The 24,861-nt window shown below is 57.8% G+C and carries 20 protein-coding genes and 2 tRNA genes; 19 read left to right on the forward strand and 3 right to left on the reverse strand.

Annotated features, from left to right (window positions below; translation table 11 throughout):
• Positions 1–36 precede the first annotated feature (36 nt).
• Positions 37–558, reverse strand: coding sequence for an outer membrane protein assembly factor BamE (locus DW49_RS0110890; protein ID WP_003377475.1), 522 nt, complete (start codon positions 556–558; stop codon positions 37–39).
• 98 nt (positions 559–656) lie between these two features.
• On the opposite strand from DW49_RS0110890, the gene fur reads away from it, so the two are divergent.
• Complete coding sequence (gene fur, locus DW49_RS0110895) at positions 657–1,064, forward strand: ferric iron uptake transcriptional regulator (protein ID WP_002555142.1); 408 nt, start codon at positions 657–659, stop codon at positions 1,062–1,064.
• A 79-nt stretch (positions 1,065–1,143) separates the two neighbouring features.
• Here the strand turns inward: fur and recN are convergent, their stop codons facing one another.
• Positions 1,144–2,817: a DNA repair protein RecN gene (recN, locus tag DW49_RS0110900; RefSeq protein ID WP_005620425.1), complete on the reverse strand. Its 1,674-nt coding sequence runs from the start codon at positions 2,815–2,817 to the stop codon at positions 1,144–1,146.
• 269 nt (positions 2,818–3,086) lie between these two features.
• On the opposite strand from recN, the gene grpE reads away from it, so the two are divergent.
• The 7 genes from grpE to greA all read left to right on the forward strand — a co-directional run bounded on the left by grpE (position 3,087) and on the right by greA (position 13,153).
• Positions 3,087–3,650, forward strand: a complete 564-nt coding sequence (gene grpE / locus DW49_RS0110905) for a nucleotide exchange factor GrpE (RefSeq protein WP_002555140.1) — start codon at positions 3,087–3,089, stop codon at positions 3,648–3,650.
• 110 nt (positions 3,651–3,760) lie between these two features.
• Complete coding sequence (gene dnaK / locus DW49_RS0110910; protein WP_005620421.1) at positions 3,761–5,677, forward strand: molecular chaperone DnaK; 1,917 nt, start codon at positions 3,761–3,763, stop codon at positions 5,675–5,677.
• A gap of 324 nt (positions 5,678–6,001) precedes the next feature.
• Positions 6,002–7,144 carry a molecular chaperone DnaJ gene (dnaJ, locus tag DW49_RS0110915; RefSeq protein ID WP_005620418.1) on the forward strand — a complete coding sequence of 381 codons (1,143 nt, stop codon included), beginning with the start codon at positions 6,002–6,004 and terminating at the stop codon, positions 7,142–7,144.
• A 22-nt stretch (positions 7,145–7,166) separates the two neighbouring features.
• Complete coding sequence (gene dapB / locus DW49_RS0110920; protein WP_003377483.1) at positions 7,167–7,970, forward strand: 4-hydroxy-tetrahydrodipicolinate reductase; 804 nt, start codon at positions 7,167–7,169, stop codon at positions 7,968–7,970.
• Between the two features lie 216 nt (positions 7,971–8,186).
• Complete coding sequence (gene carA, locus DW49_RS0110925) at positions 8,187–9,323, forward strand: glutamine-hydrolyzing carbamoyl-phosphate synthase small subunit (protein ID WP_005620415.1); 1,137 nt, start codon at positions 8,187–8,189, stop codon at positions 9,321–9,323.
• Positions 9,324–9,458: 135 nt separating this feature from the next.
• Positions 9,459–12,680, forward strand: a complete 3,222-nt coding sequence (carB, locus tag DW49_RS0110930; RefSeq protein ID WP_005620413.1) for a carbamoyl-phosphate synthase large subunit — start codon at positions 9,459–9,461, stop codon at positions 12,678–12,680.
• The gene (greA, locus tag DW49_RS0110935) at positions 12,677–13,153 is read left to right on the forward strand and encodes a transcription elongation factor GreA (protein ID WP_005620412.1); all 477 of its coding nucleotides are present in this window, start codon (positions 12,677–12,679) and stop codon (positions 13,151–13,153) included. Before carB ends, greA begins: the two co-directional genes overlap by 4 nt.
• Positions 13,154–13,232: 79 nt before the next feature.
• Here greA and DW49_RS0110940 read toward each other — a convergent pair whose 3' ends face one another.
• On the reverse strand, positions 13,233–13,544 hold the full coding sequence (locus DW49_RS0110940; RefSeq protein WP_003377487.1) for a YhbY family RNA-binding protein: 312 nt from the start codon (positions 13,542–13,544) through the stop codon (positions 13,233–13,235).
• Between the two features lie 103 nt (positions 13,545–13,647).
• Between DW49_RS0110940 and rlmE the strand changes: the two genes are divergently transcribed.
• The 11 genes from rlmE (at position 13,648) to infB (ending at position 24,810) form a co-directional block, all read left to right on the forward strand.
• Positions 13,648–14,298, forward strand: a complete 651-nt coding sequence (gene rlmE, locus DW49_RS0110945; protein WP_005620411.1) for a 23S rRNA (uridine(2552)-2'-O)-methyltransferase RlmE — start codon at positions 13,648–13,650, stop codon at positions 14,296–14,298.
• Between the two features lie 193 nt (positions 14,299–14,491).
• Positions 14,492–16,396: an ATP-dependent zinc metalloprotease FtsH gene (gene ftsH, locus DW49_RS0110950; protein ID WP_005620409.1), complete on the forward strand. Its 1,905-nt coding sequence runs from the start codon at positions 14,492–14,494 to the stop codon at positions 16,394–16,396.
• An 8-nt stretch (positions 16,397–16,404) separates the two neighbouring features.
• Positions 16,405–17,256, forward strand: coding sequence for a dihydropteroate synthase (gene folP / locus DW49_RS0110955; RefSeq protein ID WP_024419630.1), 852 nt, complete (start codon positions 16,405–16,407; stop codon positions 17,254–17,256).
• 16 nt (positions 17,257–17,272) lie between these two features.
• A complete protein-coding gene (gene glmM, locus DW49_RS0110960; protein WP_003377494.1) occupies positions 17,273–18,616 on the forward strand; it encodes a phosphoglucosamine mutase in 1,344 nt (447 codons plus the stop codon).
• 66 nt (positions 18,617–18,682) lie between these two features.
• The gene (gene tpiA / locus DW49_RS0110965) at positions 18,683–19,438 is read left to right on the forward strand and encodes a triose-phosphate isomerase (RefSeq protein WP_005739097.1); all 756 of its coding nucleotides are present in this window, start codon (positions 18,683–18,685) and stop codon (positions 19,436–19,438) included.
• 4 nt (positions 19,439–19,442) lie between these two features.
• Positions 19,443–19,823, forward strand: a complete 381-nt coding sequence (secG, locus tag DW49_RS0110970) for a preprotein translocase subunit SecG (protein ID WP_005739096.1) — start codon at positions 19,443–19,445, stop codon at positions 19,821–19,823.
• A 46-nt stretch (positions 19,824–19,869) separates the two neighbouring features.
• Positions 19,870–19,955: transfer RNA gene (locus tag DW49_RS0110975), tRNA-Leu, on the forward strand.
• Positions 19,956–20,050: 95 nt separating this feature from the next.
• Positions 20,051–20,127 (forward strand) — tRNA-Met (locus tag DW49_RS0110980).
• Between the two features lie 130 nt (positions 20,128–20,257).
• On the forward strand, positions 20,258–20,716 hold the full coding sequence (rimP, locus tag DW49_RS0110985; RefSeq protein WP_024419631.1) for a ribosome maturation factor RimP: 459 nt from the start codon (positions 20,258–20,260) through the stop codon (positions 20,714–20,716).
• A 59-nt stretch (positions 20,717–20,775) separates the two neighbouring features.
• Positions 20,776–22,257, forward strand: coding sequence for a transcription termination factor NusA (nusA, locus tag DW49_RS0110990; protein ID WP_005620402.1), 1,482 nt, complete (start codon positions 20,776–20,778; stop codon positions 22,255–22,257).
• Positions 22,258–22,284: 27 nt separating this feature from the next.
• Positions 22,285–24,810: a translation initiation factor IF-2 gene (gene infB, locus DW49_RS0110995; protein WP_005620400.1), complete on the forward strand. Its 2,526-nt coding sequence runs from the start codon at positions 22,285–22,287 to the stop codon at positions 24,808–24,810.
• The last annotated feature ends 51 nt before the right edge of the window (positions 24,811–24,861 follow it).

Consider the following 24,861-nt stretch of genomic DNA (forward strand, 5'->3'; position numbering starts at 1 on the left):
GCCGGCGTGCCGGGCTTTTTGCTGAGCGGCTGGTGACTAACGGGTGTTAGTGTCCAGTGGCTCTTGAGTCGGGACCGGTACGGTCTCGACGCTGTCGACGTCCTTCTGGATGGTGTCCAGCAGCGAGCCTGGCTTGGCTGGCTGTTCAGGCGGCTGCTGCGGCTGATTCTCTACAGGCGCAGTGGTATCGCTGCCTTTGCCGAGAATGGCTTCATCGCGGCTGACGCCTGGCATGAAGTCGCCGGACAGGCTCACGAGCTGGTCATTGCCATTGAATATCAGGCTGACACGCTCCTGCTGGCGTTCACCGCCACCTGGCTGCAGGCTGTACAGGTAATCCCACCGATCGGCGTGGAAGGTGTCGGTCAGCAGGGGGTTGCCCATGATAAACCGTACTTGCCGCCGGGTCATTCCGGGGCGTAACTGGTCTATCATGTCCTGCGTGACGACATTACCCTGCTGGATGTCGATTTTGTAAACCCCGGGGAATGAACAACCGGCGAGTGCGAGCAGTCCCACGAAGGTGAAACTGGTTAGCAAGAGCTTGGTGTTTTGCATCGGTGGGCGACTTCCACTATCTTGGCTGGGACAACGTAAACCCCGATCATACCTGCATTAAGAGAAGCTGCGAAGCAGCGTCTGCGAGAAAGCTGACCATGGTTGAAAATAGCGAACTACGAAAAGCAGGACTAAAGGTAACCCTACCGAGGGTTAAAATACTCCAAATGCTCGATTCTGCCGAGCAGCGCCACATGAGTGCCGAGGATGTTTACAAGGCGCTGATGGAGGCTAGCGAGGACGTCGGCCTGGCCACGGTTTACCGTGTCCTGACCCAGTTTGAAGCTGCGGGATTGGTGGTTCGCCACAATTTCGACGGTGGTCATGCTGTGTTTGAGCTGGCTGATGGCGGCCATCACGACCACATGGTCAACGTGGAATCAGGCGAGGTGATCGAATTCTTCGACGAAGAAATCGAGAAGCTTCAAAAAGCCATCGTCGAAAGACACGGCTTTGACCTGGTGGACCACAATCTGGTGCTCTACGTCCGTAACAAGAAGGCGTGAAACCAGATGACACAAAGGCGACCCAAGGTCGCCTTTGTGCTTTCTATGATTGCGTTTTAAGTGACTGCGTTTCAGTGGCTCAGGTTTTAGCCGTCACGACCATCTTCTTGGCGTGTGCCAAGGATTCCTTGGTCAGGTCGATGCCGCCCAGCATTCGGGCCACTTCTTCTATGCGCTCGGTTTTCGTCAGTTTGGAGACCGCCGTGCGCGTCGCTTCGTTATCCCTGACTTTGTGCACGAACAGATGCTGATGGCCCTGCGCGGCGACCTGCGGCAAGTGCGTGACGGTCATGACCTGCCCACGCTCGCCCAGGCGACGCAGCAGTTGACCCACGATCTCGGCAGTCGGGCCGCCAATGCCCACATCCACCTCGTCGAACACCAGTGTCGGCACTCGTGAGGTTTGTGCGGTGATCACCTGAATGGCAAGGCTGATCCGTGACAGTTCGCCTCCCGAAGCCACTTTAGCCAGCGCTTTCAGTGGTTGACCGGGGTTGGCGCTGACCAGTAGCTCCACTTGCTCAAGGCCGTGAGGCAGCGGCTCGGCATTGGCGTTGGGTTTGAGGTCGATCTGGAAGCGCCCGCCCGGCATGCCCAGGCGATGAATTTCCTGCTCTACCGCATTGGCCAGTGTGGTCGCTGACATATGACGCCGGTCGCTCAATTCGCGCGCTTTCTCCTGATAATGGCGGGCAAAGGCCTGCACCTCGTGCTCCAGGCGCTCGATGGATTCGTCGTTGGCGTTCAGTGTTTCTATTTCATCCAGCAGCTTTTGTTGCAGTGTGGCCACTTCGCCCGGCTGGATACGGTGCTTGCGCGCCAGCGTATAGATAGCATCGAGTCGCTCTTCAAGCTGTTGCAAGCGGGCTGGATCGGCATCGAAATGATCCAGAAAGCGATTCAGCTCGCCTACGGCCTCTTCTACCTGGATCTGCGCACTGGACAGCAAGCCTGTGGCCTCGCTCAGGGCGGTGGGTGAGTGGTCGACGCTGCCGAGGCGATGCAGGCTGGCGGTCAAGGCTGTGAGTACGTTGCCGGAATCGCTTTCGCTGCATTGCTCGACGACCTGTCGGCAAATGCTCAGCAGGCTTTCGGCGTTGGTCAGGTCCTTGTGTTCCTGCTCGAGCTGCTCCAGCTCGTTTTCGCCCAGGCTCAGGCTTTCCAGTTCTTCAAGCTGGTAGCTGAGCAGTTGATGGCGTGCGCGTTGCTCGTCGCCGGAGTTGGAGAGGCGCTCCAGCTCCTGTCGCGTCTGCCGCCAGCGCTGCGCAGCAAGATGAACCTGGCGGGCAAGGTCGGTCGCGCCCGCGTATTCATCCAGCAGGCGTCGGTGGGTGTCGGTCTTGAGCAGCGACTGATGCTCGTGCTGGCTGTGGATATCAATGAGCAGTTCGCCCAGCGCTTTCAAGTCTCCCTGAGGGCAGGGCGAGCCATTGATGTAAGAGCGCGAGCGACCTTCGGCGGTAATCACCCGGCGCAGGATGCAGGGGCCGTCGTTGTCGAGGTCGCGTTCTTTGAGCCAGGCCTGGGCCTCGGGAATGTCGCCCAGGTCGAACGTGGCAAGGATGTCTGCCTTGTCGGCCCCCGGCCTGACCACGCCGCTGTCGGCCCGGTCGCCCAGAGTCAGGCCCAGGGCGTCGAGCATGATCGACTTGCCGGCACCGGTTTCGCCAGTAATAACGCTCATGCCTCGATCCAGTTCCAGATCAAGGTGTTCGACGATGGCGTAGTTGTGTACGGAAAGGTGCACCAGCATTGAGCGGCTCCCGGGCTGTTTGTCTGGATATTTATACAGTGTTTTGTTCGTGGCTGACAATGCCTCTGCTTAGCTCGATTTGGTCTGCTTTCAGTGTTTTTTAGTACCGGTTGCTTCATGGCGCCATTTTTTTCTGGCCCCATATCCGGTTTTTTTGTCAGGGAATACGTATCTCGATCACATCAGACCCTTGAAGCGGGAAATTCCGATCCCATATAGGTGGCAGAAGCGCGAGTCGGGATCGCGGACGTTTTTAGAGGAGAATATTTATGGCTGACGAACAGAATCTGGATGCGCAGGCTCAGGATCAGGCTGCCGAGGCAGGCGCGGGTGAAGAACTGACAACCCGTGTGCAGGTGCTCGAAGAGCAACTGGCTGCTGCGCAGGACCAATCCCTTCGGGTGGCTGCGGATTTGCAGAATGTCCGCCGCCGTGCCGAACAGGATGTTGAAAAGGCGCACAAGTTTGCGCTGGAAAAATTTGCCGGTGATCTGTTGCCGATCATCGACAGTCTGGAGCGAGGCCTTGATCTGTCCAACCCGGACGATGAAAGCATTCGCCCGATGCGTGAAGGCATCGAGCTGACCTTGAAGATGTTTCAGGACACCCTCAAGCGTTATCAGCTGGAAGCCATTGATCCGCATGGTCAACCGTTCAGTGCCGACCAGCACCAGGCAATGGCCATGCAGGAAAGTGCCGATGTAGAGCCTAACACTGTGCTCAAGGTATTCCAGAAGGGTTATCAGCTTAATGGTCGTCTGCTGCGCCCGGCCATGGTCGTGGTCAGCAAGGCACCATCGCCTGCAACGCCGTCAATCAACGAGCAGGCTTGAAATCAGCTGTAAGGCCCCCATTTAAAGGTCAAGCGTTTAAGAGCTACCGCAATTTGTAAACGCAATTGCGGCAACTACATCAAATTTTTGCAAGTTTCGGGAGAGTCAAGATGGGCAGAATTATCGGTATCGACCTGGGGACTACCAACTCCTGCGTCTCCATTCTGGAAAACGGTAACGTCAAGGTTATCGAGAACGCCGAAGGCACGCGTACCACGCCTTCGATCATTGCTTATGCCAACGATGGCGAGATCCTGGTCGGTCAGTCCGCCAAGCGTCAGGCCGTGACCAACCCGCACAACACCCTGTACGCGGTAAAGCGTCTGATCGGTCGCAAGTTCGACGAGCAAGTCGTTCAGAAAGACATCCAGATGGTCCCTTACAAGATCGTCAAGGCTGACAACGGTGATGCCTGGGTTGAAGTGAATGGCCAGAAAATGGCGCCTCCTCAGATTTCCGCTGAAATCCTGAAGAAGATGAAGAAGACTGCCGAAGACTACCTCGGTGAAGCGGTTACCGAAGCGGTCATCACCGTTCCGGCCTACTTCAACGACAGTCAGCGTCAGGCGACCAAGGACGCTGGCCGTATCGCCGGTCTGGACGTCAAGCGCATCATCAACGAACCTACCGCAGCCGCTCTGGCGTACGGTATGGACAAAGCCAAGGGCGACCACACTGTCATCGTTTATGACCTGGGTGGCGGTACTTTCGACGTTTCGGTTATCGAAATTGCCGAAGTCGATGGCGAGCACCAGTTCGAAGTGTTGGCCACCAACGGTGACACGTTCCTGGGCGGTGAAGACTTTGATATTCGTCTGATCGACTACTTCGTTGACGAATTCAAGAAAGAAAGCGGCATGAGCCTCAAAGGCGACCCGCTGGCCATGCAGCGTCTGAAAGAAGCGGCTGAAAAAGCCAAGATCGAGCTGTCTTCCAGCACCCAGACCGAAGTCAACCTGCCGTACATCACTGCAGATGCCACCGGTCCAAAGCACCTGGTCGTGAAGATCTCGCGCTCCAAGCTGGAATCGCTGGTTGAAGACCTGGTTCAGCGCACCATCGAGCCTTGCCGTACTGCATTGAAAGATGCTGGCATCGACATCGGCAAGATTAATGACGTGATTCTGGTCGGTGGCCAGACGCGTATGCCGCTGGTACAGAAGCTGGTAACCGAGTTCTTCGGTAAAGAAGCCCGTAAAGACGTCAACCCGGACGAAGCTGTTGCAATGGGGGCTGCTATCCAGGGCGCCGTATTGGCCGGTGATGTAAAAGACGTTCTGCTGCTGGACGTCAGCCCGCTGACTCTGGGTATCGAAACCATGGGCGGCGTGATGACTGCGCTGATCGAGAAAAACACCACGATTCCTACCAAGAAATCCCAGGTGTTCTCGACGGCCGATGACAACCAGAACGCTGTGACCATTCACGTACTGCAGGGTGAGCGCAAGCAAGCCGGTCAGAACAAGTCCTTGGGCAAGTTCGACCTGGCCGAGATTCCACCTGCTCCACGTGGCGTGCCACAGATCGAAGTGACCTTCGACATCGACGCAAACGGCATCCTGCACGTTGGCGCGAAAGACAAGGCTACCGGCAAGCAGCAGTCCATCGTGATCAAGGCCAACTCCGGTCTGTCCGAGGAAGAAATTCAGCAGATGGTTCGCGATGCTGAAGTCAACTCCGAAGAAGATCGCAAGTTCGAAGAGCTGGCCTCTGCCCGTAACCAAGGTGATGCGCTGGTCCACTCGACTCGCAAGATGATCGCTGACGCAGGCGACAAGGTCACTGCTGAAGAGAAGACGGCTGTTGAAGCGGCGCTGGTTGCTCTGGAAGCGGCCATCAAGGGCGACGACAAGGCTGCCATTGAAGCCAAGGTCGAAGAACTGTCGAAGGTTTCCGCGCCAATCGCTCAGAAGATGTACGCCGAGCAGGCCGAGAATCCGGAAGCAGCAGCCAAGCCGGCTGAAGAAACTGCCAAGGCTGACGACGTCGTTGACGCCGAGTTTGAAGAAGTGAAAGACCACAAGTAAGCGCAGGCTCACTTGCAAGCCGGTTGACCTCTTTTGAGCGCTGACTGGTAGGATGTCGCCGCGCGGGAGCTTGCTCCCGCGTTGGCGTGTCTGGAACATGCAAAATTTCGGCGTGCGGATTCGCTCCGTGCGCCATGTGGCAAGATCGTTACGCTCCTGCGTGGCGAATCATTCTGCCGCTTTCTCGGCCAGTTCGTCTGGCTGTTGAACGAAGACCAGGATCGTTGAATTGACGTGAGTTGGGTCCGGGCCTGTATGGGGCTCAACGAGTTTGGCTGGGCTCAGGAGAGTCTTGCCAAACGTCCTCAAGAGTGCGGAAGAACTATGGCAAAGCGTGATTATTACGAAGTGTTGGGTGTGGAGCGAGGCTCCAGCGAGGCGGACCTGAAGAAGGCTTATCGTCGTCTGGCGATGAAGCATCACCCTGACCGCAACCCTGATGACAAAGCGTCTGAAGAGATGTTCAAGGAGGCCAACGAGGCCTACGAAGTGCTGTCCGATGCCAGCAAGCGCGCGGCCTACGATCAGTACGGCCATGCGGGCGTTGACCCGAGCATGGGCGGCGGCGGTGGGTTTGGTGGTGGTGCCGGTGGCGCCAACTTCTCGGATATCTTCGGCGACGTGTTCAGCGACTTCTTCGGCGGTGGCCGGGGCGGTGGCGGCGGCGGTCGTGGCGGTGCCCAGCGTGGCAGCGACCTGCGTTACACGCTTGAGCTGAACCTCGAGGAAGCGGTTCGTGGCACGACGGTCAATATCCGCGTTCCGACGCTGGTCAACTGCAAGCCTTGCGACGGCAGCGGCGCCAAGAAGGGTTCGTCCCCGGTGACCTGTCCGACCTGTGGCGGTATTGGCCAGGTGCGCATGCAGCAGGGTTTCTTCTCTGTGCAGCAAACCTGCCCACGTTGCCACGGCCACGGCAAGATCATTTCCGACCCGTGCGATTCGTGCCACGGCGAAGGGCGTGTCGAAGAGTCCAAGACCCTTTCCGTCAAAGTGCCGCCAGGTGTTGATACCGGTGACCGCATTCGCCTGTCGGGCGAAGGCGAGGCAGGTGCTCAGGGTGGGCCGACCGGCGACCTGTATGTCGTGATTAACGTGCGCGAACACGCGATCTTCCAGCGTGACGGCAAGCATCTGTTCTGCGAAGTGCCGATCAGCTTCACCGATGCGGCGCTGGGCGGCGAGCTTGAAGTGCCGACGCTCGATGGTCGCGTCAAGCTGAAAATCCCTGAGGGCACCCAGACCGGCAAGCAGTTCCGCTTGCGTGGCAAGGGTGTTGCTCCGGTGCGTGGCGGTGGCGCGGGTGACTTGATGTGCCGTGTCGCAGTCGAAACACCGGTCAACCTGAGCAAGCGTCAGCGTGAATTGCTCGAAGAGTTCCGCACATCGCTTGAGAGCGACGAGTCGCACTCTCCCAAGGCCAGTGGCTGGTTCGAGGGTGTGAAGCGTTTCTTCGGCGATCTGTAAGGCTTATCAACGGGAGCAGGGCATGCGACGTATTGCTGTAGTAGGCGCCGCCGGGCGCATGGGCAAGACTTTGATCGAAGCGGTTCAGCAGGCGCCTGGCGCCGGGCTGACCGCTGCCGTCGATCGTCCCGACAGCACGCTGGTGGGTGCTGATGCGGGCGAACTGGCGGCGCTGGGGCGTATCGGTGTGCCGCTGTCAGGTGATCTGGCAAAGGTGGCGGATGAGTTCGACGTGTTGATCGACTTCACTCACCCGTCGGTCACGCTGAAAAATCTGGCGTTCTGCCGCAAGGCAGGCAAGGCCATGATTATCGGGACGACCGGTTTCAGTGCCGAAGAGAAGCAGCGTCTGGTCGAGGCGGGGAAAGATATCCCGATCGTTTTCGCGGCCAATTTCAGCATCGGTGTGAATCTGTGCCTGAAGTTGCTCGACACCGCTGCTCGCGTGCTGGGTGATGAGGTCGATATCGAAATCACCGAGGCGCACCATCGGCACAAGGTCGATGCGCCGTCTGGCACCGCGCTGCGCATGGGCGAAGTCGTAGCTAATGCATTGGGCCGTGATCTGGAGAAAGTCGCGGTCTACGGGCGTGAAGGTCAGACCGGCGCGCGCGATCGTCAGACCATCGGTTTTGCGACTATTCGCGCCGGTGACGTGGTCGGTGACCATACTGTGCTGTTCGCAGCGGACGGTGAGCGGGTTGAAATCACCCACAAGGCGTCCAGCCGCATGACCTTCGCCAAGGGCGCGGTCAGGGCTGCAATGTGGCTCGACGGCAAGGCCCCAGGCTTGTACGACATGCAGGATGTACTGGGTCTGCATTGATTCAATACATGGTCTTTAAAGGCCCTGTCGCATTTTCCCGCATTTCAGGCTCATTGGTGGTAGACCAAAATGGGCCTTTTCTGTAAGCTACAGCTTTAGTGTGTCCACTAAAAGCGCGCAGATGATTCCATAAGAAAGCGGGGTGACGTAACTACGTCATTCCGCTTTTTTGCAACCTGCGATCGCCCTTTCAGGCTTTATTTACGGGAGGTCTTCTTGACTAAGCCAGCCATACTCGCCCTTGCTGATGGCAGCATTTTTCGCGGCGAAGCCATTGGAGCCGACGGTCAAACCGTTGGTGAGGTGGTGTTTAACACCGCAATGACAGGCTATCAGGAAATTCTTACCGATCCTTCCTACGCCCAGCAGATCGTTACCCTGACTTACCCGCACATCGGCAACACCGGTACTACACCTGAAGACGCCGAGTCGGATCGTGTCTGGTCAGCTGGCCTGGTCATCCGTGACCTGCCACTGGTTGCCAGCAACTGGCGTAACAAGATGTCCCTTGGTGATTACCTGAAAGCCAACAATGTCGTTGCCATCGCAGGCATCGATACGCGTCGCCTGACCCGCATCCTGCGTGAGAAAGGCGCCCAGAACGGCTGCATCATGGCGGGTGACAACATTTCCGAAGAGGCAGCGATCGCCGCCGCTCGCGGGTTCCCTGGCCTCAAGGGCATGGACCTGGCGAAGGAAGTCAGCACCAAGGACACCTACGAGTGGCGCCACAGTGTCTGGAACCTGCAGACCGACAGCCACCCTGAAATCGCCGCTTCCGAGCTGCCTTATCACGTGGTTGCCTACGACTACGGCGTCAAGTTCAACATCCTGCGCATGCTGGTCGAGCGCGGTTGCCGGGTGACGGTAGTCCCTGCGCAAACGCCTGCCAGCGAAGTGCTTGCCTATAAGCCGGACGGTGTTTTCCTGTCCAACGGCCCTGGCGACCCTGAGCCATGCGACTACGCCATCAAGGCGATCAAGCAAGTGCTGGGAACCGAAGTGCCGGTGTTCGGCATCTGCCTCGGTCACCAGTTACTGGCGCTGGCTGCCGGTGCCAAGACCGTGAAAATGGGTCATGGCCACCACGGTGCAAACCACCCGGTTCAGGATCTGGACACCGGCGTTGTGATGATCACCAGTCAGAACCACGGTTTTGCGGTTGATGAATCGACGTTGCCGGGCAACGTTCGCGCTATCCACAAGTCGCTGTTCGACGGCACCCTGCAGGGTATCGAGCTGACTGACAAAAGCGCGTTCAGCTTCCAGGGTCACCCTGAAGCAAGCCCGGGCCCGAACGATGTAGCGCCCCTGTTTGACCGCTTTATCGACGCCATGGCCAAGCGACGCTGACCGGTTGCCTTGAGACTGTAAACGCAGGTGCCCAGGGCGGCCCCGGACCACACGTCCGGTTGCTGCCGCCCAGGCCACCTCAGAAAAATGTTCAAGACGGCTTGCCGACTGACCTGCGGATTTGAGTGACAACCCATGCCAAAACGTACAGACATTAAAAGCATCCTGATTCTCGGCGCCGGCCCCATCGTGATCGGCCAGGCCTGTGAATTCGACTACTCCGGCGCCCAGGCTTGCAAAGCCCTGCGCGAAGAGGGTTACCGCGTCATCCTGGTGAACTCCAACCCGGCGACCATCATGACCGACCCGGCCATGGCCGACGCCACCTACATCGAGCCGATCAAGTGGCAGACCGTTGCCAAGATCATCGAGAAAGAGCGTCCGGACGCGTTGCTGCCAACCATGGGCGGCCAGACCGCACTGAACTGCGCGCTGGATCTGGAGCGTGAAGGCGTTCTGGAGAAATTCGGCGTCGAGATGATCGGTGCCAACGCCGACACCATCGACAAGGCTGAAGACCGTTCGCGTTTCGACAAGGCCATGAAGTCCATCGGCCTGGCGTGCCCGCGTTCCGGCATCGCGCACAGCATGGAAGAAGCCAGCGCGGTTCTTGAAAAACTCGGTTTCCCTTGCATCATCCGTCCGTCGTTCACCATGGGTGGCACGGGTGGCGGTATTGCCTACAACCGTGAAGAGTTCGAAGAAATCTGCGCCCGTGGTCTGGACCTGTCTCCGACCAAGGAACTGCTGATCGACGAATCGCTGATCGGCTGGAAAGAGTACGAAATGGAAGTTGTCCGCGACAAAAAGGACAACTGCATCATCGTCTGCTCCATCGAAAACTTCGACCCGATGGGTGTGCACACTGGTGACTCCATCACCGTTGCTCCGGCACAGACCCTGACCGACAAGGAATATCAGATCCTGCGTAACGCCTCGCTGGCGGTACTGCGCGAGATCGGCGTTGAAACCGGTGGTTCCAACGTTCAGTTCGGCATCTGCCCGGACACCGGCCGTATGGTCGTCATCGAGATGAACCCGCGCGTGTCGCGTTCCTCGGCGCTGGCTTCAAAGGCGACCGGCTTCCCGATTGCCCGGGTCGCGGCCAAGCTTGCAGTGGGTTACACCCTTGACGAGCTGTCCAACGAAATCACCGGCGGCAAGACCCCGGCGTCCTTCGAGCCGTCCATCGACTACGTCGTCACCAAGCTGCCGCGCTTCGCTTTCGAGAAGTTCGCCAAGGCCGATGCACGCCTGACCACGCAGATGAAGTCGGTCGGTGAAGTCATGGCCATCGGCCGTACCTTCCAGGAATCCCTGCAGAAAGCCCTGCGCGGCCTGGAAGTCGGCGTTTGTGGTCTTGATCCGAAGCTGGACCTCAGCCATCCGGAAAGCATGAGCACGCTCAAGCGCGAGCTGACCGTGCCGGGTGCCGAGCGTATCTGGTACGTCGCCGATGCGTTCCGCGCAGGCATGACGGTCGAAGAAATCTTTGCCATGAACATGATCGACCCCTGGTTTCTGGTCCAGATCGAAGATCTGGTCAAGGACGAGGAAAAGATCAAGACGCTTGGCCTGTCGGCAATCGATCGCGACCTGATGTACCGTCTCAAGCGCAAGGGCTTTTCCGATGCACGCCTGGCCAAACTGGTCGGCGTTACCGAGAAAAACCTGCGCACGCACCGTCACAAGCTGGATGTGTTCCCGGTCTACAAGCGCGTCGACACCTGCGCGGCCGAGTTTGCAACTGACACCGCGTATCTGTACTCGACGTACGAAGAAGAGTGCGAAGCCAACCCTTCGACGCGCGACAAGATCATGATCCTCGGCGGTGGCCCTAACCGTATCGGCCAAGGTATCGAGTTCGATTACTGCTGCGTGCACGCAGCCCTGGCGCTGCGTGAAGACGGGTACGAGACCATCATGGTCAACTGCAACCCGGAAACCGTCTCCACCGACTACGACACCTCTGATCGTCTGTATTTCGAGCCGGTCACCCTGGAAGACGTCCTGGAAATCGTGCGCGTCGAGAAGCCCAAGGGCGTGATCGTGCAGTACGGCGGCCAGACCCCGTTGAAACTCGCCCGTGCCCTGGAAGCCGCTGGCGTGCCGATCATCGGCACCAGCCCGGATGCCATCGACCGTGCAGAAGACCGCGAGCGCTTCCAGCAGATGGTCGAGCGTCTCAACCTGCGTCAGCCGCCAAACGCCACCGTGCGCAGCGAAGACGAAGCGATTCGTGCTGCCGCCAAGATCGGTTATCCGCTGGTCGTGCGTCCGTCCTATGTACTGGGCGGCCGGGCGATGGAAATCGTTTACCAGGAAGACGAGCTCAAGCGTTACCTGCGTGAGGCGGTTCAGGTGTCCAACGACAGCCCGGTGCTGCTCGACCACTTCCTGAATTGCGCCATCGAAATGGACGTCGATGCGGTCTGCGACGGTACTGACGTGGTGATCGGCGCGATCATGCAGCATATCGAACAGGCGGGCGTTCACTCCGGTGACTCCGCATGCTCCTTGCCGCCATACTCGCTGCCTGCTCACATCCAGGACGAGATGCGCGAACAGGTCAAGAAGATGGCCTTGGAGTTGGGCGTTGTCGGCCTGATGAACGTACAGCTGGCACTTCAGGGCGAAGACATCTACGTCATCGAAGTGAACCCGCGTGCATCGCGTACCGTGCCGTTCGTTTCCAAGTGCATCGGTGTTTCCCTGGCCATGATCGCTGCGCGCGTGATGGCGGGTAAAACCCTGAAAGAGCTGAATTTCACCAAGGAAATCATTCCTAATTTCTACAGTGTGAAAGAGGCGGTGTTCCCGTTCGCCAAATTCCCTGGCGTTGACCCGATCCTTGGCCCGGAAATGAAGTCGACCGGCGAAGTGATGGGTGTGGGCGACACATTCGGTGAGGCGTTTGCCAAGGCCCAGATGGGCGCCAGCGAAGTGCTGCCGACCGGCGGGACTGCGTTTATCAGCGTACGTGATGACGACAAGCCACTGGTTGAAGCGGTTGCTCGTGACCTGATCAACCTGGGTTTCGAGATTGTCGCTACAGCTGGAACGGCCAAGCTGATCGAAGCGGCCGGCCTGAAAGTGCGTCGCGTCAACAAGGTGACCGAAGGTCGCCCGCACGTGGTCGACATGATCAAGAATGACGAAGTCACCCTGATCATCAACACCACCGAAGGCCGTCAGTCGATCGCTGATTCCTACTCCATCCGTCGCAATGCCTTGCAGCACAAGATCTACTGCACCACTACCATTGCAGCAGGCGAAGCGATCTGCGAAGCGCTCAAGTTCGGTCCAGAGAAGACCGTGCGTCGCTTGCAGGACCTCCATGCAGGATTGAAGGCATGATCAAATACCCGATGACCGTTCAGGGCGCTCGCGCCCTGGAAGAAGAGCTGACCCACCTGACCAAGGTGATCCGTCCCAAATTGAGCCAGGACATTGGTACTGCGCGCGAGCTGGGCGACCTCAAGGAAAACGCCGAATACCATGCTGCCCGCGAGCAGCAGGGTATGGTTGAAGCGCGCATTCGCGATATCGAAGGCCGTATGCAGAACGCGGTGGTGATTGACGTCACCACGATCCCGCATACCGGCAAGGTGATTTTCGGCACGACAGTCGAGATCGCCAACGTCGAAACCGACGAGCGCGTGACTTACAAAATCGTGGGTGAGGACGAGGCGAATATCAAGGATGGCAAGATTTCAGTGGGTTCGCCCATTGCTCGCGCCTTGATTGCCAAGGAAGAAGGCGATGTCGTGGTCGTGAAAACGCCGAGTGGCGTTATCGAGTACGAAATCATCGAAGTGCGTCACGCCTGATGGCGGTCGCCCGCTTCGGCGGGCGCAGTCAGCGGCAAAAAAAGTCAGGGCACGCGTTTCGCGGTCCTGACTTCTGTTTTTATCCGTGTGCGCGGTGGACGTTTGACAGTTGCTTGTTTACCTTTGGGTTCTTGCGGTAGATCAGCGCCATTTTGCCGATGACCTGTACCAAGTCCGCTGAACCAGCCTTGCACAATTCTGCAACGGCGCCGAGGCGGCTTTCGCGGTCAAGGATATTAAGCTTGATCTTGATCAGCTCGTGATCGCTCAATGCGCGTTCAAGCTCTGCAAGTACACCTTCAGTCAAACCATTGTCAGCCACGGTCAATACCGGTTTCAGATGGTGACCAATGGATTTGTATTGTTTCTTCTGCTCTGGAGTGAGCGGCATAATCTGACCTCTGCGTCTGATCTTTTAAAAGCGGCGGCCAGTTTACCCGAGCGAGTCCGGGACCGCCCAGTTAATCACGACTCGTTTATTTTTGAGGTGCCCTGTGGCCCGTTCCAAGACAAGCCATAACTGGCTCAAAGAACACTTCGACGACAAGTACGTCAAAATGGCACAGAAGGACGGCTACCGTTCGCGTGCCAGTTACAAGCTTCTCGAAATCCAGGAAAAGGACAAGATCATCCGCCCTGGCATGACCGTTATCGACCTCGGCGCTGCGCCGGGAGGCTGGTCGCAAGTGACCAGTCGTCTGATCGGGGGTCAAGGTCGCCTGATCGCTTCCGACATTCTTGAGATGGACAGCATCCCGGATGTGACCTTCATTCAGGGGGATTTCACCGAGGACGCCATCCTCGAGCAGATTCTCGAAGCGGTCGGTAATACGCAGGTAGACCTTGTGATTTCCGATATGGCCCCCAATATGAGTGGATTGAGCGCTGTCGATATGCCGCGTGCGATGTTTCTCTGTGAATTGGCGCTCGACCTTGCCGGTCGGGTACTGCGTCCCGGTGGCGATTTTCTGATCAAGGTCTTCCAGGGTGAAGGCTTCGATATCTACCACAAGGACATTCGCAAGCTGTTCGACAAGGTGCAGATGCGCAAGCCTTCGTCGTCCCGCGACCGATCGCGCGAGCAGTACCTGCTGGCTCGTGGTTTTCGCGGAATCGATGGCGCAGCCAGCATCGAACGTTTTTGATAAGGCGCGATAGCTTTTTTCAAATGGCGTCGTCAGTGCAGCATCAACGAACATTATGGTGTCAAAGTTTCACAAAGGGTTACAGACGGTGTCTGCCGTATCTGTAGGTTCTGTAGTAAGTTAGGCCAGTGAATATCATGCGAGGCACGCTTGCTGCGTGGAGCTTGCTTCAGAGGGTAGCTAATTGAACGATATGGCAAAGAATTTGATCCTGTGGTTGATCATCGCAGCTGTCCTTGTGACGGTGATGAACAACTTCTCAAGCCCTAACGAGCCGCAGAACCTCAACTATTCCGAGTTCATCCAGCAGGTCAAGGATGGCAAGGTCGAGAAGGTTTCTGTCGATGGCTACGTGATTACGGGCAAGCGCAGCGACGGTGACACCTTCAAGACCATTCGCCCGAACATTCCGGACAATGGCCTGATCGGCGATCTGGTCAGCAACAACGTTGTGGTCGAAGGCAAGCAGCCTGAACAGCAGAGCATCTGGACCCAGTTGCTGGTCGCCAGCTTCCCGATTCTGGTGATCATCGCCGTCTTCATGTTCTTCATGCGCCAGATGCAGGGCGGAGCGGGCGGCAAAGGCGGCCCGATGAGCTTTGGCAAGAGCAAGGCGCGTCTGTTGTCCGAAGATCAGGTCAAGACCACCCTGGCGGATGTTGCTGGGTGTGACGAAGCCAAGGAAGAAGTCGGCGAGCTCGTCGAGTTCCTCCGTGATCCGGGCAAGTTCCAGCGTCTGGGTGGTCGAATTCCGCGCGGCGTGCTGATGGTCGGTCCTCCGGGTACCGGCAAGACGCTGATCGCCAAGGCGATTGCCGGCGAAGCCAAAGTGCCGTTTTTCACGATTTCCGGTTCCGACTTCGTTGAAATGTTCGTGGGTGTCGGTGCAAGCCGCGTCCGTGACATGTTCGAACAAGCCAAGAAACACGCGCCGTGCATCATCTTCATCGACGAAATTGATGCGGTCGGTCGTCATCGTGGTGCCGGCATGGGCGGTGGTCACGACGAGCGCGAGCAGACCCTCAACCAGTTGCTGGTAGAGATGGACGGCTTTGAAATGAATGACGGCATCATCGTCATTGCCGCGACCAACCGTCCTGACGTACTGGACCCTGCATTGCTGCGTCCAGGCCGTTTCGACCGTCAGGTTGTTGTGGGCCTGCCGGACATCCGTGGTCGCGAGCAGATTCTCAAGGTCCACATGCGCAAAGTGCCTATGGGTGAGGACGTCAATCCAGGCGTTATTGCTCGTGGTACTCCGGGTTTCTCCGGTGCCGATCTGGCCAACCTGGTCAACGAAGCGTCGCTTTTCGCTGCGCGCTCCGGCAAGCGCGTCGTCGAAATGAAGGAATTCGAACTTGCCAAGGACAAGATCATGATGGGCGCCGAGCGCAAATCGATGGTCATGTCCGACAAGGAAAAACGCAACACGGCGTACCACGAGGCGGGTCACGCCATCGTCGGTCGTCTGGTGCCCGAGCATGACCCGGTCTACAAGGTGTCGATCATTCCTCGCGGTCGCGCCCTGGGTGTGACCATGTTCCTGCCGGAAGAAGACCGTTACAGCCTGTCCAAGCGTGCACTGATCAGCCAGATCTGCTCGTTGTATGGCGGTCGTATCGCTGAGGAGATGACTCTGGGCTTTGATGGCGTCACGACGGGTGCGTCCAACGACATCATGCGTGCCAGCCAGATTGCCCGGAACATGGTCACCAAATGGGGCTTGTCTGAAAAGCTGGGTCCATTGATGTACTCCGAAGACGAAGATGCAGGCTACCTGGGGCGCGGCGGCAGCCAGAACTCCAGTGTTTCCGGCGACACCGCCAAGCTGATCGACTCGGAAGTACGCAGCATCATCGACCACTGCTACGGCACCGCCAAGCAGCTGCTGACGGACAATCGCGACAAGCTTGAAGCGATGGCCGATGCTTTGATGAAGTACGAAACCATTGATGCCGATCAGATCGATGACATCATGACCGGTCGCCCACCGCGCGAGCCGCGTGACTGGGATGGCGGTTCAGGCACCAACGGTACTCCGATCACACCTGATCCTCGTCCGGAAGCGCCTATCGGCGGTCCTGCTGCTGAGCATTAAGGTCTGACATGACATCTGCGCTGTACCCAACCCGGTTGCCTTGCGGCAACCGGGTTCTTGATTTGGCCCATACGCATGTGATGGGCATTCTCAATGCGACTCCAGATTCGTTTTCCGACGGCGGCCGCTACAGCCAGCTCGATGCTGCCCTGCGCCATGCAGAAGCCATGGTGCTGGCCGGTGCCACGCTCATCGATGTCGGTGGTGAGTCGACCCGTCCTGGCGCACGTCCGGTGTCCCCCGCGCAAGAAGTCGAGCGTGTGGCGCCGGTTGTCGAGATTATTGCGCGTGAACTCGATGTGATCATCTCGGTTGATACGTCAACGCCTGAGGTCATGCTGGCGACGGCAGGGCTGGGCGCTGGCCTGATCAACGACGTTCGCTCGTTGCAGCGTCCAGGCGCGCTTGAGGCGGCTGCAAGCACCGGTTTGCCGGTGTGCCTGATGCATATGCAGGGCGAGCCGGGCACCATGCAGAATGATCCGCACTATGAGGACCTTCTGGCTGAGGTCAGTGCCTTTTTACTGGATCGCATGAATCAATGTGTGGCTGCGGGGATCGATCGGCAGCAGATCATCCTTGATCCGGGTTTTGGTTTTGCCAAGACGCTGGAACATAATCTGAGCCTGTTCAAGCGTATGGAAGCGTTGCACGCGCTGGGTCGGCCGCTGTTGGTGGGGGTTTCGCGCAAAAGCATGATCGGTGCAGTGCTGGGACGCCCCGTAGATCAGCGTTTGTTCGGCGGGCTGGCCCTGGCCGCCCTGGCGATGACCAAAGGGGCAAAAATTCTACGTGTGCACGATGTCGCCGAAACGGCTGACGTGGTGCGCATGATCGCAGCTGTCCAGGCAGCTGAATAACAACAGTGGGGCATCCATGACTACCAGAAAATACTTCGGAACCGACGGCATTCGCGGTCGTGTAGGGCAATTCCCGATTACGCCAGAGTTCATGCTGAAGCTGGGCTGGGCTGCAGGCATGGCCTTTCGCAAGATGGGCGCCTGCCGCATTCTTGTCGGCAAGGACACGCGCATTTCCGGCTACATGTTCGAATCCGCACTGGAAGCCGGGCTATCTGCAGCGGGCGCTGATGTGCTGCTGCTGGGGCCGATGCCTACACCTGCCATCGCGTACCTGACGCGCACATTTCACGCCGAAGCAGGCATTGTCATCAGTGCTTCGCACAATCCGCACTACGACAACGGCATCAAGTTCTTCTCTGGTCAGGGCACCAAGCTGCCTGACGAGATCGAAATGATGATCGAGGAGTTGCTCGACGCGCCGATGACCGTGGCCGAGTCCGAAAACCTCGGCAAGGTCTCGCGGATCAACGATGCTGCCGGGCGTTACATCGAATTCTGCAAGAGCAGCGTGCCTACCAGTACCGATTTTGCCGGGCTCAAGGTGGTGATCGATTGCGCACACGGCGCGACCTACAAAGTGGCGCCCAACGTATTCCGTGAGTTGGGTGCGCAGGTTGTAGTGCTCTCGGCGCAGCCCGACGGGCTCAACATCAACAAGGACTGCGGTTCTACGCACATGGAGGCCTTGCAGGCCGCTGTGGTTGCGGAGCACGCCGACATGGGCATCGGTTTTGACGGTGACGGCGACCGCGTGCTGATGGTCGACCACACCGGGACCATCGTTGATGGCGATGAGCTGCTTTACATCATTGCGCGTGATCTGCACGAGCGCGGCCGCTTGCAGGGTGGTGTCGTCGGCACGTTGATGAGTAACCTTGGCCTTGAGCTGGCCCTTGCCGAACAGAATATTCCGTTCGTGCGGGCCAACGTTGGCGACCGTTATGTCATTGCCGAGCTACTTGAGCGCAATTGGCAGATCGGTGGTGAAAACTCCGGGCACATCGTGTGCTTCCAGCATGCCACCACCGGTGACGCCATTATCGCCTCGCTGCAAGTGATACTCGCCCTGCGTCGCAGCGGCATCAGCCTTGCCGAGGCGCGCCTGAAATTGCGCAAATGTCCGCAAATCCTGATCAATGTGCGTTTCGAGGGTTCCAGTGTCGACCCGGTTACCCACCCGTCTGTGCAGGAAGCCTGCGCGCGCGTCACCGAGCAGATGGCAGGGCGTGGCAGGGTGCTGTTGCGCAAATCCGGCACAGAGCCTCTGGTGCGTGTGATGGTCGAAGGTGAGGATGAAACGCAGGTCAGGGCGTACGCCGAAGAGCTCGCAAAACTGGTTGCTGAAGTTTGCGCCTGATTTCGGCTTGCCAGTGTCGGAAGTGTTGGGTAACATCTGCGCCCACTTTGACCCACGAGGTGTAGCATGCGTCGCCCAATGGTAGCTGGTAACTGGAAAATGCACGGTACCCGCGCCAGCGTCGCTGAGCTGATCGAGGGTTTGGTCAAGCAGGCGTTGCCTGGCAGCGTCGATATCGCCGTTATGCCTGCAAGCCTGTTTACCAGTCGAGTGATCGAAGGCCTTCAGGGCACGTCGATCATTGTCGGTGCGCAGGATGCAGCCATTCAGGCTGAGCAGGGCGCTCTGACCGGCGAAATCGCATCGAGCCAGTTGGCTGATGCAGGTTGCAAGCTGGTACTTGTCGGGCACTCGGAGCGTCGTCAGCTGATTGGCGAGCAGGACGAGGTGCTTAACAAGAAGTTTGCAGCGATCCAGGCAAGTGGCCTCACCCCTGTGCTTTGCATAGGCGAGACGCTTGAGGAGCGCAAGGCAGGGCAAACGCTTGAAGTTGTCGGGCGTCAGCTTGACAGCGTCATTGCAGAGTTTGGTATCGGCGCGCTGGTCAATGCAGTAATTGCCTACGAGCCAGTTTGGGCCATTGGCACCGGATTGACCGCTTCGCCTCAAGAGGCGCAGGAAGTGCACGCAGCAATCCGTGCGCAACTGGCAAAAGAGAATGCCGAAGTCGCACAAGGCGTGCGACTTCTCTATGGCGGCAGCGTGAAGGCGGCCAATGCGGTCGAGCTTTTCAGCATGCCGGATATCGATGGGGGGCTCATTGGTGGAGCGTCCCTGAATGCAGATGAGTTCGGTGCGATCTGTCGCGCCGCGGGAAACTGAAAAAATGCTGGAAACAGTCGTAATCGTTTTTCACCTGTTGGGCGCTCTGGGCGTTGTCGCTCTGGTATTGCTGCAGCAGGGTAAAGGTGCGGACGCAGGTGCGTCTTTCGGAGCAGGTGCATCAAATACTGTCTTCGGAGGTCAAGGAACCTCTACCTTTCTCAGTAAGTTTACTGCTATACTTGCTGCATGTTTTTTCATAACCAGCTTGGGGTTAGGTTACTTTGCTAAAGAGAAAGCTCAACAGCTGACTCAGGTAGGTTTGCCAGACCCCGCAGTACTGGAAGTGAAGCAAAAGCCGGCGGCAAGTGATGTGCCGGTTCTCGAAGAGCAAAAGCCAGCAGTTGTTCCTGCTGATGCACCTCAGGCTCCAGAGAAGAAGTAAAAAAGAATTCGGCGATGTTTTTGCGAGATCGCCAAAGAGTTGTAATGCCGAGGTGGTGGAATTGGTAGACACGCAACCTTGAGGTGGTTGTGCCCAATGGGTGTAGGGGTTCGAGTCCCCTTCTCGGTACCAATTAACAAGGAAGCCCGCATTGGCGGGCTTGCTTGTAGGTGGATGTTGGATTGACCCAGCAATGGATCGGTCGTATACTTCCGCCCCAGCTTTGTCGCGGGGTGGAGCAGTTTGGTAGCTCGTCGGGCTCATAACCCGAAGGTCGTTGGTTCAAATCCAGCCCCCGCAACCAGTTTTAGCGGAGCCCCTTTTAAGGGGCTTTTTGTTAGCTGGACAGTACGTGACGCCGATGTTCAGCGGCGTTTTCAGGGATGGGCTTTTGCCCATTTTTTTATTTCTAAAGCATGTACGAGGGGGTTCAGGTGTCGAGCAAGCTAGAACAGTTGCAGGGCTTGTTGGCCCCTGTGGTCGTGGCGCTTGGCTATCAATGCTGGGGGATCGATTTCAGTTCCCAGGGCAAGCATTCGGTGCTGCGCATTTATATCGATAAAGAAGGTGGTGTTCTGGTAGACGACTGCGCAATCGTCAGTCGCCAGATCAGCGGTGTGTTGGACGTAGAAGACCCGATCAGCACCGAGTACACCCTTGAAGTCTCTTCTCCTGGCATGGAGCGCCCGCTGTTCACTATCGAGCAGTTCGCTTTGTACGCCGGGGAACAAGTAAGAATAAAGCTGCGTTCGCCTTTCGAAGGTCGACGCAACTTTCAAGGCCTTCTCCGCGGGGTGGAGGAGCAGGATGTCGTGGTGCAGGTTGAAGACCATGAATTCCTGTTGCCGATCGACTTGATCGACAAGGCCAACATTATTCCCACGTTTGACTGATACGTGCCGGTTACTGCGGATCCCGCGGATCCAATGGCTTGCGAAAGGCGAGGCGTACGATGAGCAAAGAAGTACTGCTGGTTGTTGAGTCGGTGTCCAATGAAAAGGGCGTTCCGGCAAGTGTTATTTTTGAAGCGCTGGAGCTGGCTCTGGCCACTGCTACCAAGAAACGTTTTGAAGACGAAGTTGAGCTGCGTGTAGAGATCAACCGCCAAACAGGCAACTACGAGACTTTCCGTCGCTGGACAGTCGTCGAAGACGAAGATCTGGACGATCCTGCTTACGAGCTGGCCGTCGATCAGGCTCAGGCTAAAAAGCCGGGTGCCGTTGCAGGCGATCTGATCGAAGAGAAAATCGATTCCATCGAATTTGGTCGTATTGCTGCACAGACTGCAAAACAGGTCATCGTGCAGAAAGTTCGTGAAGCCGAGCGTGCTCAGGTAGTCGATGCCTACCGTGAGCGTCTGGGTGAAATCATTTCTGGTACTGTTAAAAAGGTTACACGTGACAATGTCATCGTTGACCTGGGTAACAATGCCGAAGCCTTGCTGGCTCGTGAAGACATCATTTCCCGGGAAACTTTCCGGGTCGGTGTTCGCGTCCGTGCTCTGCTGAAGGAAATTCGCACTGAAAACCGTGGCCCTCAGCTGATTCTGTCGCGTACTGCGCCAGAGATGCTGATCGAGCTTTTCCGCATTGAAGTGCCGGAAATTGCCGAAGGTCTCATCGAGGTGATGGCTGCCTCTCGTGACCCGGGCTCTCGTGCGAAAATCGCTGTTCGCTCCAAGGACAAACGAATCGATCCGCAAGGTGCCTGTATCGGCATGCGCGGTTCGCGAGTTCAGGCTGTTTCCGGCGAGCTGGGTGGCGAGCGTGTGGATATCGTGCTTTGGGACGATAACCCTGCGCAGTTCGTGATCAACGCAATGTCCCCTGCAGAAGTAGCGGCAATCATCGTAGATGAAGACGCTCATGCAATGGACATCGCGGTAGGCGCGGACAACCTGGCCCAGGCTATTGGTCGTGGCGGTCAGAACGTGCGTCTGGCCAGTCAGTTGACTGGCTGGACACTGAACGTGATGACCGAATCGGACATCCAGGCCAAGCAGCAAGCTGAAACCGGTGACATCCTGCGCAACTTCATCGAAGAGCTCGAAGTCGATGAAGAACTGGCTCAGGTGCTGGTTGATGAAGGCTTCACCAGCCTGGAAGAGATTGCCTACGTACCGTTGGAAGAAATGCTCAACATCGACGGCTTTGACGAAGATATCGTCAACGAGCTTCGCGCTCGTGCCAAGGATCGTTTGTTGACTAAAGCCATCGCTACAGAGGAAAAGCTGGCAGACGCCCATCCGGCCGAAGACCTGCTCTCGCTTGAGGGTATGGACAAGGATTTGGCGATGGAACTGGCGGTGCGCGGCGTAGTTACCCGCGAAGACCTGGCCGAGCAGTCTATAGATGACCTGCTCGACATCGACGGCATTGACGATGATCGTGCCGGCAAGTTGATCATGGCCGCCCGAGCCCACTGGTTCGAGTAAGTAGGCGCGGCCTGAGGAGAGAAGTGCATGACGCAAGTCACGGTGAAAGAACTGGCCAAAGTGGTCGACACACCGGTAGAGCGCCTGTTACAGCAGATGCGTGAGGCAGGTCTGCCGCACACCGCCGCCGAGCAAGTTGTGACCGATAACGAAAAACAAGCCTTGTTGACGCACCTGAAAAGCGGTCACAAGGCCAAGGTGGAAGAGCCTCGCAAGATTACCTTGCAGCGCAAGACCACCAGCACCCTGCGCGTTGCTGGCAGCAAGAGCATCAGCGTTGAAGTGCGCAAGAAGAAAGTCTTTGTGCAGCGTAGCCCGGAAGAGATCGAAGCCGAGCGCAAGCGCGAGATGGACGAACGCCGTGCGGTAGAAAATGCCGCTCGTCAAAAGGCTGAAGAAGAAGCCAAGCGTCGCGCTGAAGAAGATGCGCGCAATCAGCCTGCTGCCGGCCAGCCTGCTTCGGCACCTGCGCAACCTGTTGCTGCAGTCGAGCCTGTACGTGAAGCACCTGCAGCCGCTGCTCCGGCACCTGCCAGCGCAGCGCCGTCTGCCGATGCTCGCAAGCGTGACGAACAGCGTCGCCCTGACAAGCCTCGTGCTGATGACCGCAATGCCCGTGGCGGCGACGGCGATCGCAAGAACGCTCCGCACCGTGCTTCGGTCAAAGAGAAGGCTCCGGCCCCTCGAGTTGCACCTCGCACCACCGACGAAGAAAGCGACAGCTTCCGTCGTGGTGGTCGTGGCAAGGGCAAGCTGAAGAAGCGTAACGCGCATGGTTTCCAGAGCCCTACCGGCCCGGTTATCCGTGACGTTGCCATCGGCGAGACCATCACTGTCGGCGAATTGTCGGCACAGATGTCCGTCAAGGCTGCCGAAGTCATCAAGTTCATGTTCAAGATGGGTACTCCGGTAACCATCAACCAGGTGCTGGATCAGGAAACTGCCCAGTTGATCGCCGAAGAGCTGGGCCACAAGGTCACGCTGGTCAGCGACAACGCCCTGGAAGATTCCCTGGCTGAATCGCTGAAGTTCGAAGGCGAGTCGTTCTCCCGTGCGCCGGTTGTGACCGTAATGGGCCACGTTGACCACGGTAAGACCTCGCTGCTCGACTACATCCGTCGCGCCAAGGTAGCGGCTAGCGAAGCCGGTGGTATTACTCAGCACATCGGTGCCTACCACGTTGAAACCGAACGCGGCATGGTGACGTTCCTCGACACCCCTGGTCACGCCGCGTTTACCGCAATGCGTGCTCGTGGTGCCAAGGCGACCGACATCGTGATTCTGGTGGTTGCTGCCGACGACGGCGTGATGCCTCAGACCATCGAAGCCGTTCAGCATGCTGTTGCTGCTGGCGTTCCGCTGGTGGTTGCGGTGAACAAGATCGACAAGCCGGGTGCAGATCTCGATCGCATTCGCAGCGAGTTGTCAGTCCATGGCGTGACCTCCGAAGAGTGGGGCGGTGATACGCCTTTCGTTTCGGTCTCCGCGAAAATGGGTACTGGCGTCGACGAGCTGCTGGAAGCTGTCTTGCTGCAAGCCGAAGTCCTGGAACTCAAGGCAACGCCTTCGGCTCCTGGCCGTGGTGTTGTTGTCGAGTCCCGTCTGGACAAGGGCCGTGGTCCGGTTGCTACTGTTCTGGTTCAGGACGGTACGCTGCGTCAGGGCGACATGGTTCTGGTCGGTTCGAACTTCGGCCGTATCCGCGCCATGCTTGACGAGAACGGCAAGCCGGTCAAGGAAGCGGGTCCTTCCATCCCTGTCGAGATTCTCGGCCTGGACGGTACCCCGGACGCTGGCGACGAGATGAGCGTGCTGTCCGACGAGAAGAAAGCCCGTGAAGTGGCTCTGTTCCGTCAAGGCAAGTTCCGCGAAGTCAAACTGGCCCGTGCTCACGCTGGCAAGCTGGAAAATATCTTCGAGAACATGGGCCAGGCAGAGAAGAAGACGCTCAACATCGTCCTCAAATCTGACGTTCGTGGTTCCCTCGAAGCGTTGAACGGCGCCTTGAACGGCCTGGGTAACGACGAAGTACAAGTGCGCGTAGTGGGTGGCGGTGTCGGTGGTATCACCGAGAGCGACGCCAACCTGGCACTGGCTTCCAACGCTGTACTGTTCGGCTTCAACGTGCGTGCCGATGCTGGCGCGCGCAAGATTGTCGAGCAGGAAGGTCTGGATATGCGTTACTACAACGTGATCTACGACATCATCGAAGACGTCAAGAAAGCCCTTACCGGTATGCTTGGCAGCGACGTTCGGGAGAATATCCTGGGTATTGCCGAAGTCCGCGATGTGTTCCGTTCGCCTAAATTCGGCGCGATCGCAGGTTGTATGGTTCTGGAAGGCACGGTTTACCGTAACCGTCCGATCCGTGTTCTGCGTGAAGACATCGTTATCTTCGAAGGCGAGCTGGAATCCCTGCGTCGCTTCAAGGATGACGCTGCCGATGTACGTGCCGGCATGGAATGCGGTATCGGCGTCAAGAGCTACAACGACGTCAAGGTTGGTGACAAGATCGAAGTCTTCGAGAAGGTCCAAGTGGCTCGCAGCCTCTAAATCGCGAGCTTCAGGAGTCATGGTGGGGGCGTCGCATGTACATGCAGCGCT

The organism is Pseudomonas avellanae BPIC 631 (assembly GCF_000444135.1).
GTDB lineage: Bacteria > Pseudomonadota > Gammaproteobacteria > Pseudomonadales > Pseudomonadaceae > Aquipseudomonas > Aquipseudomonas avellanae.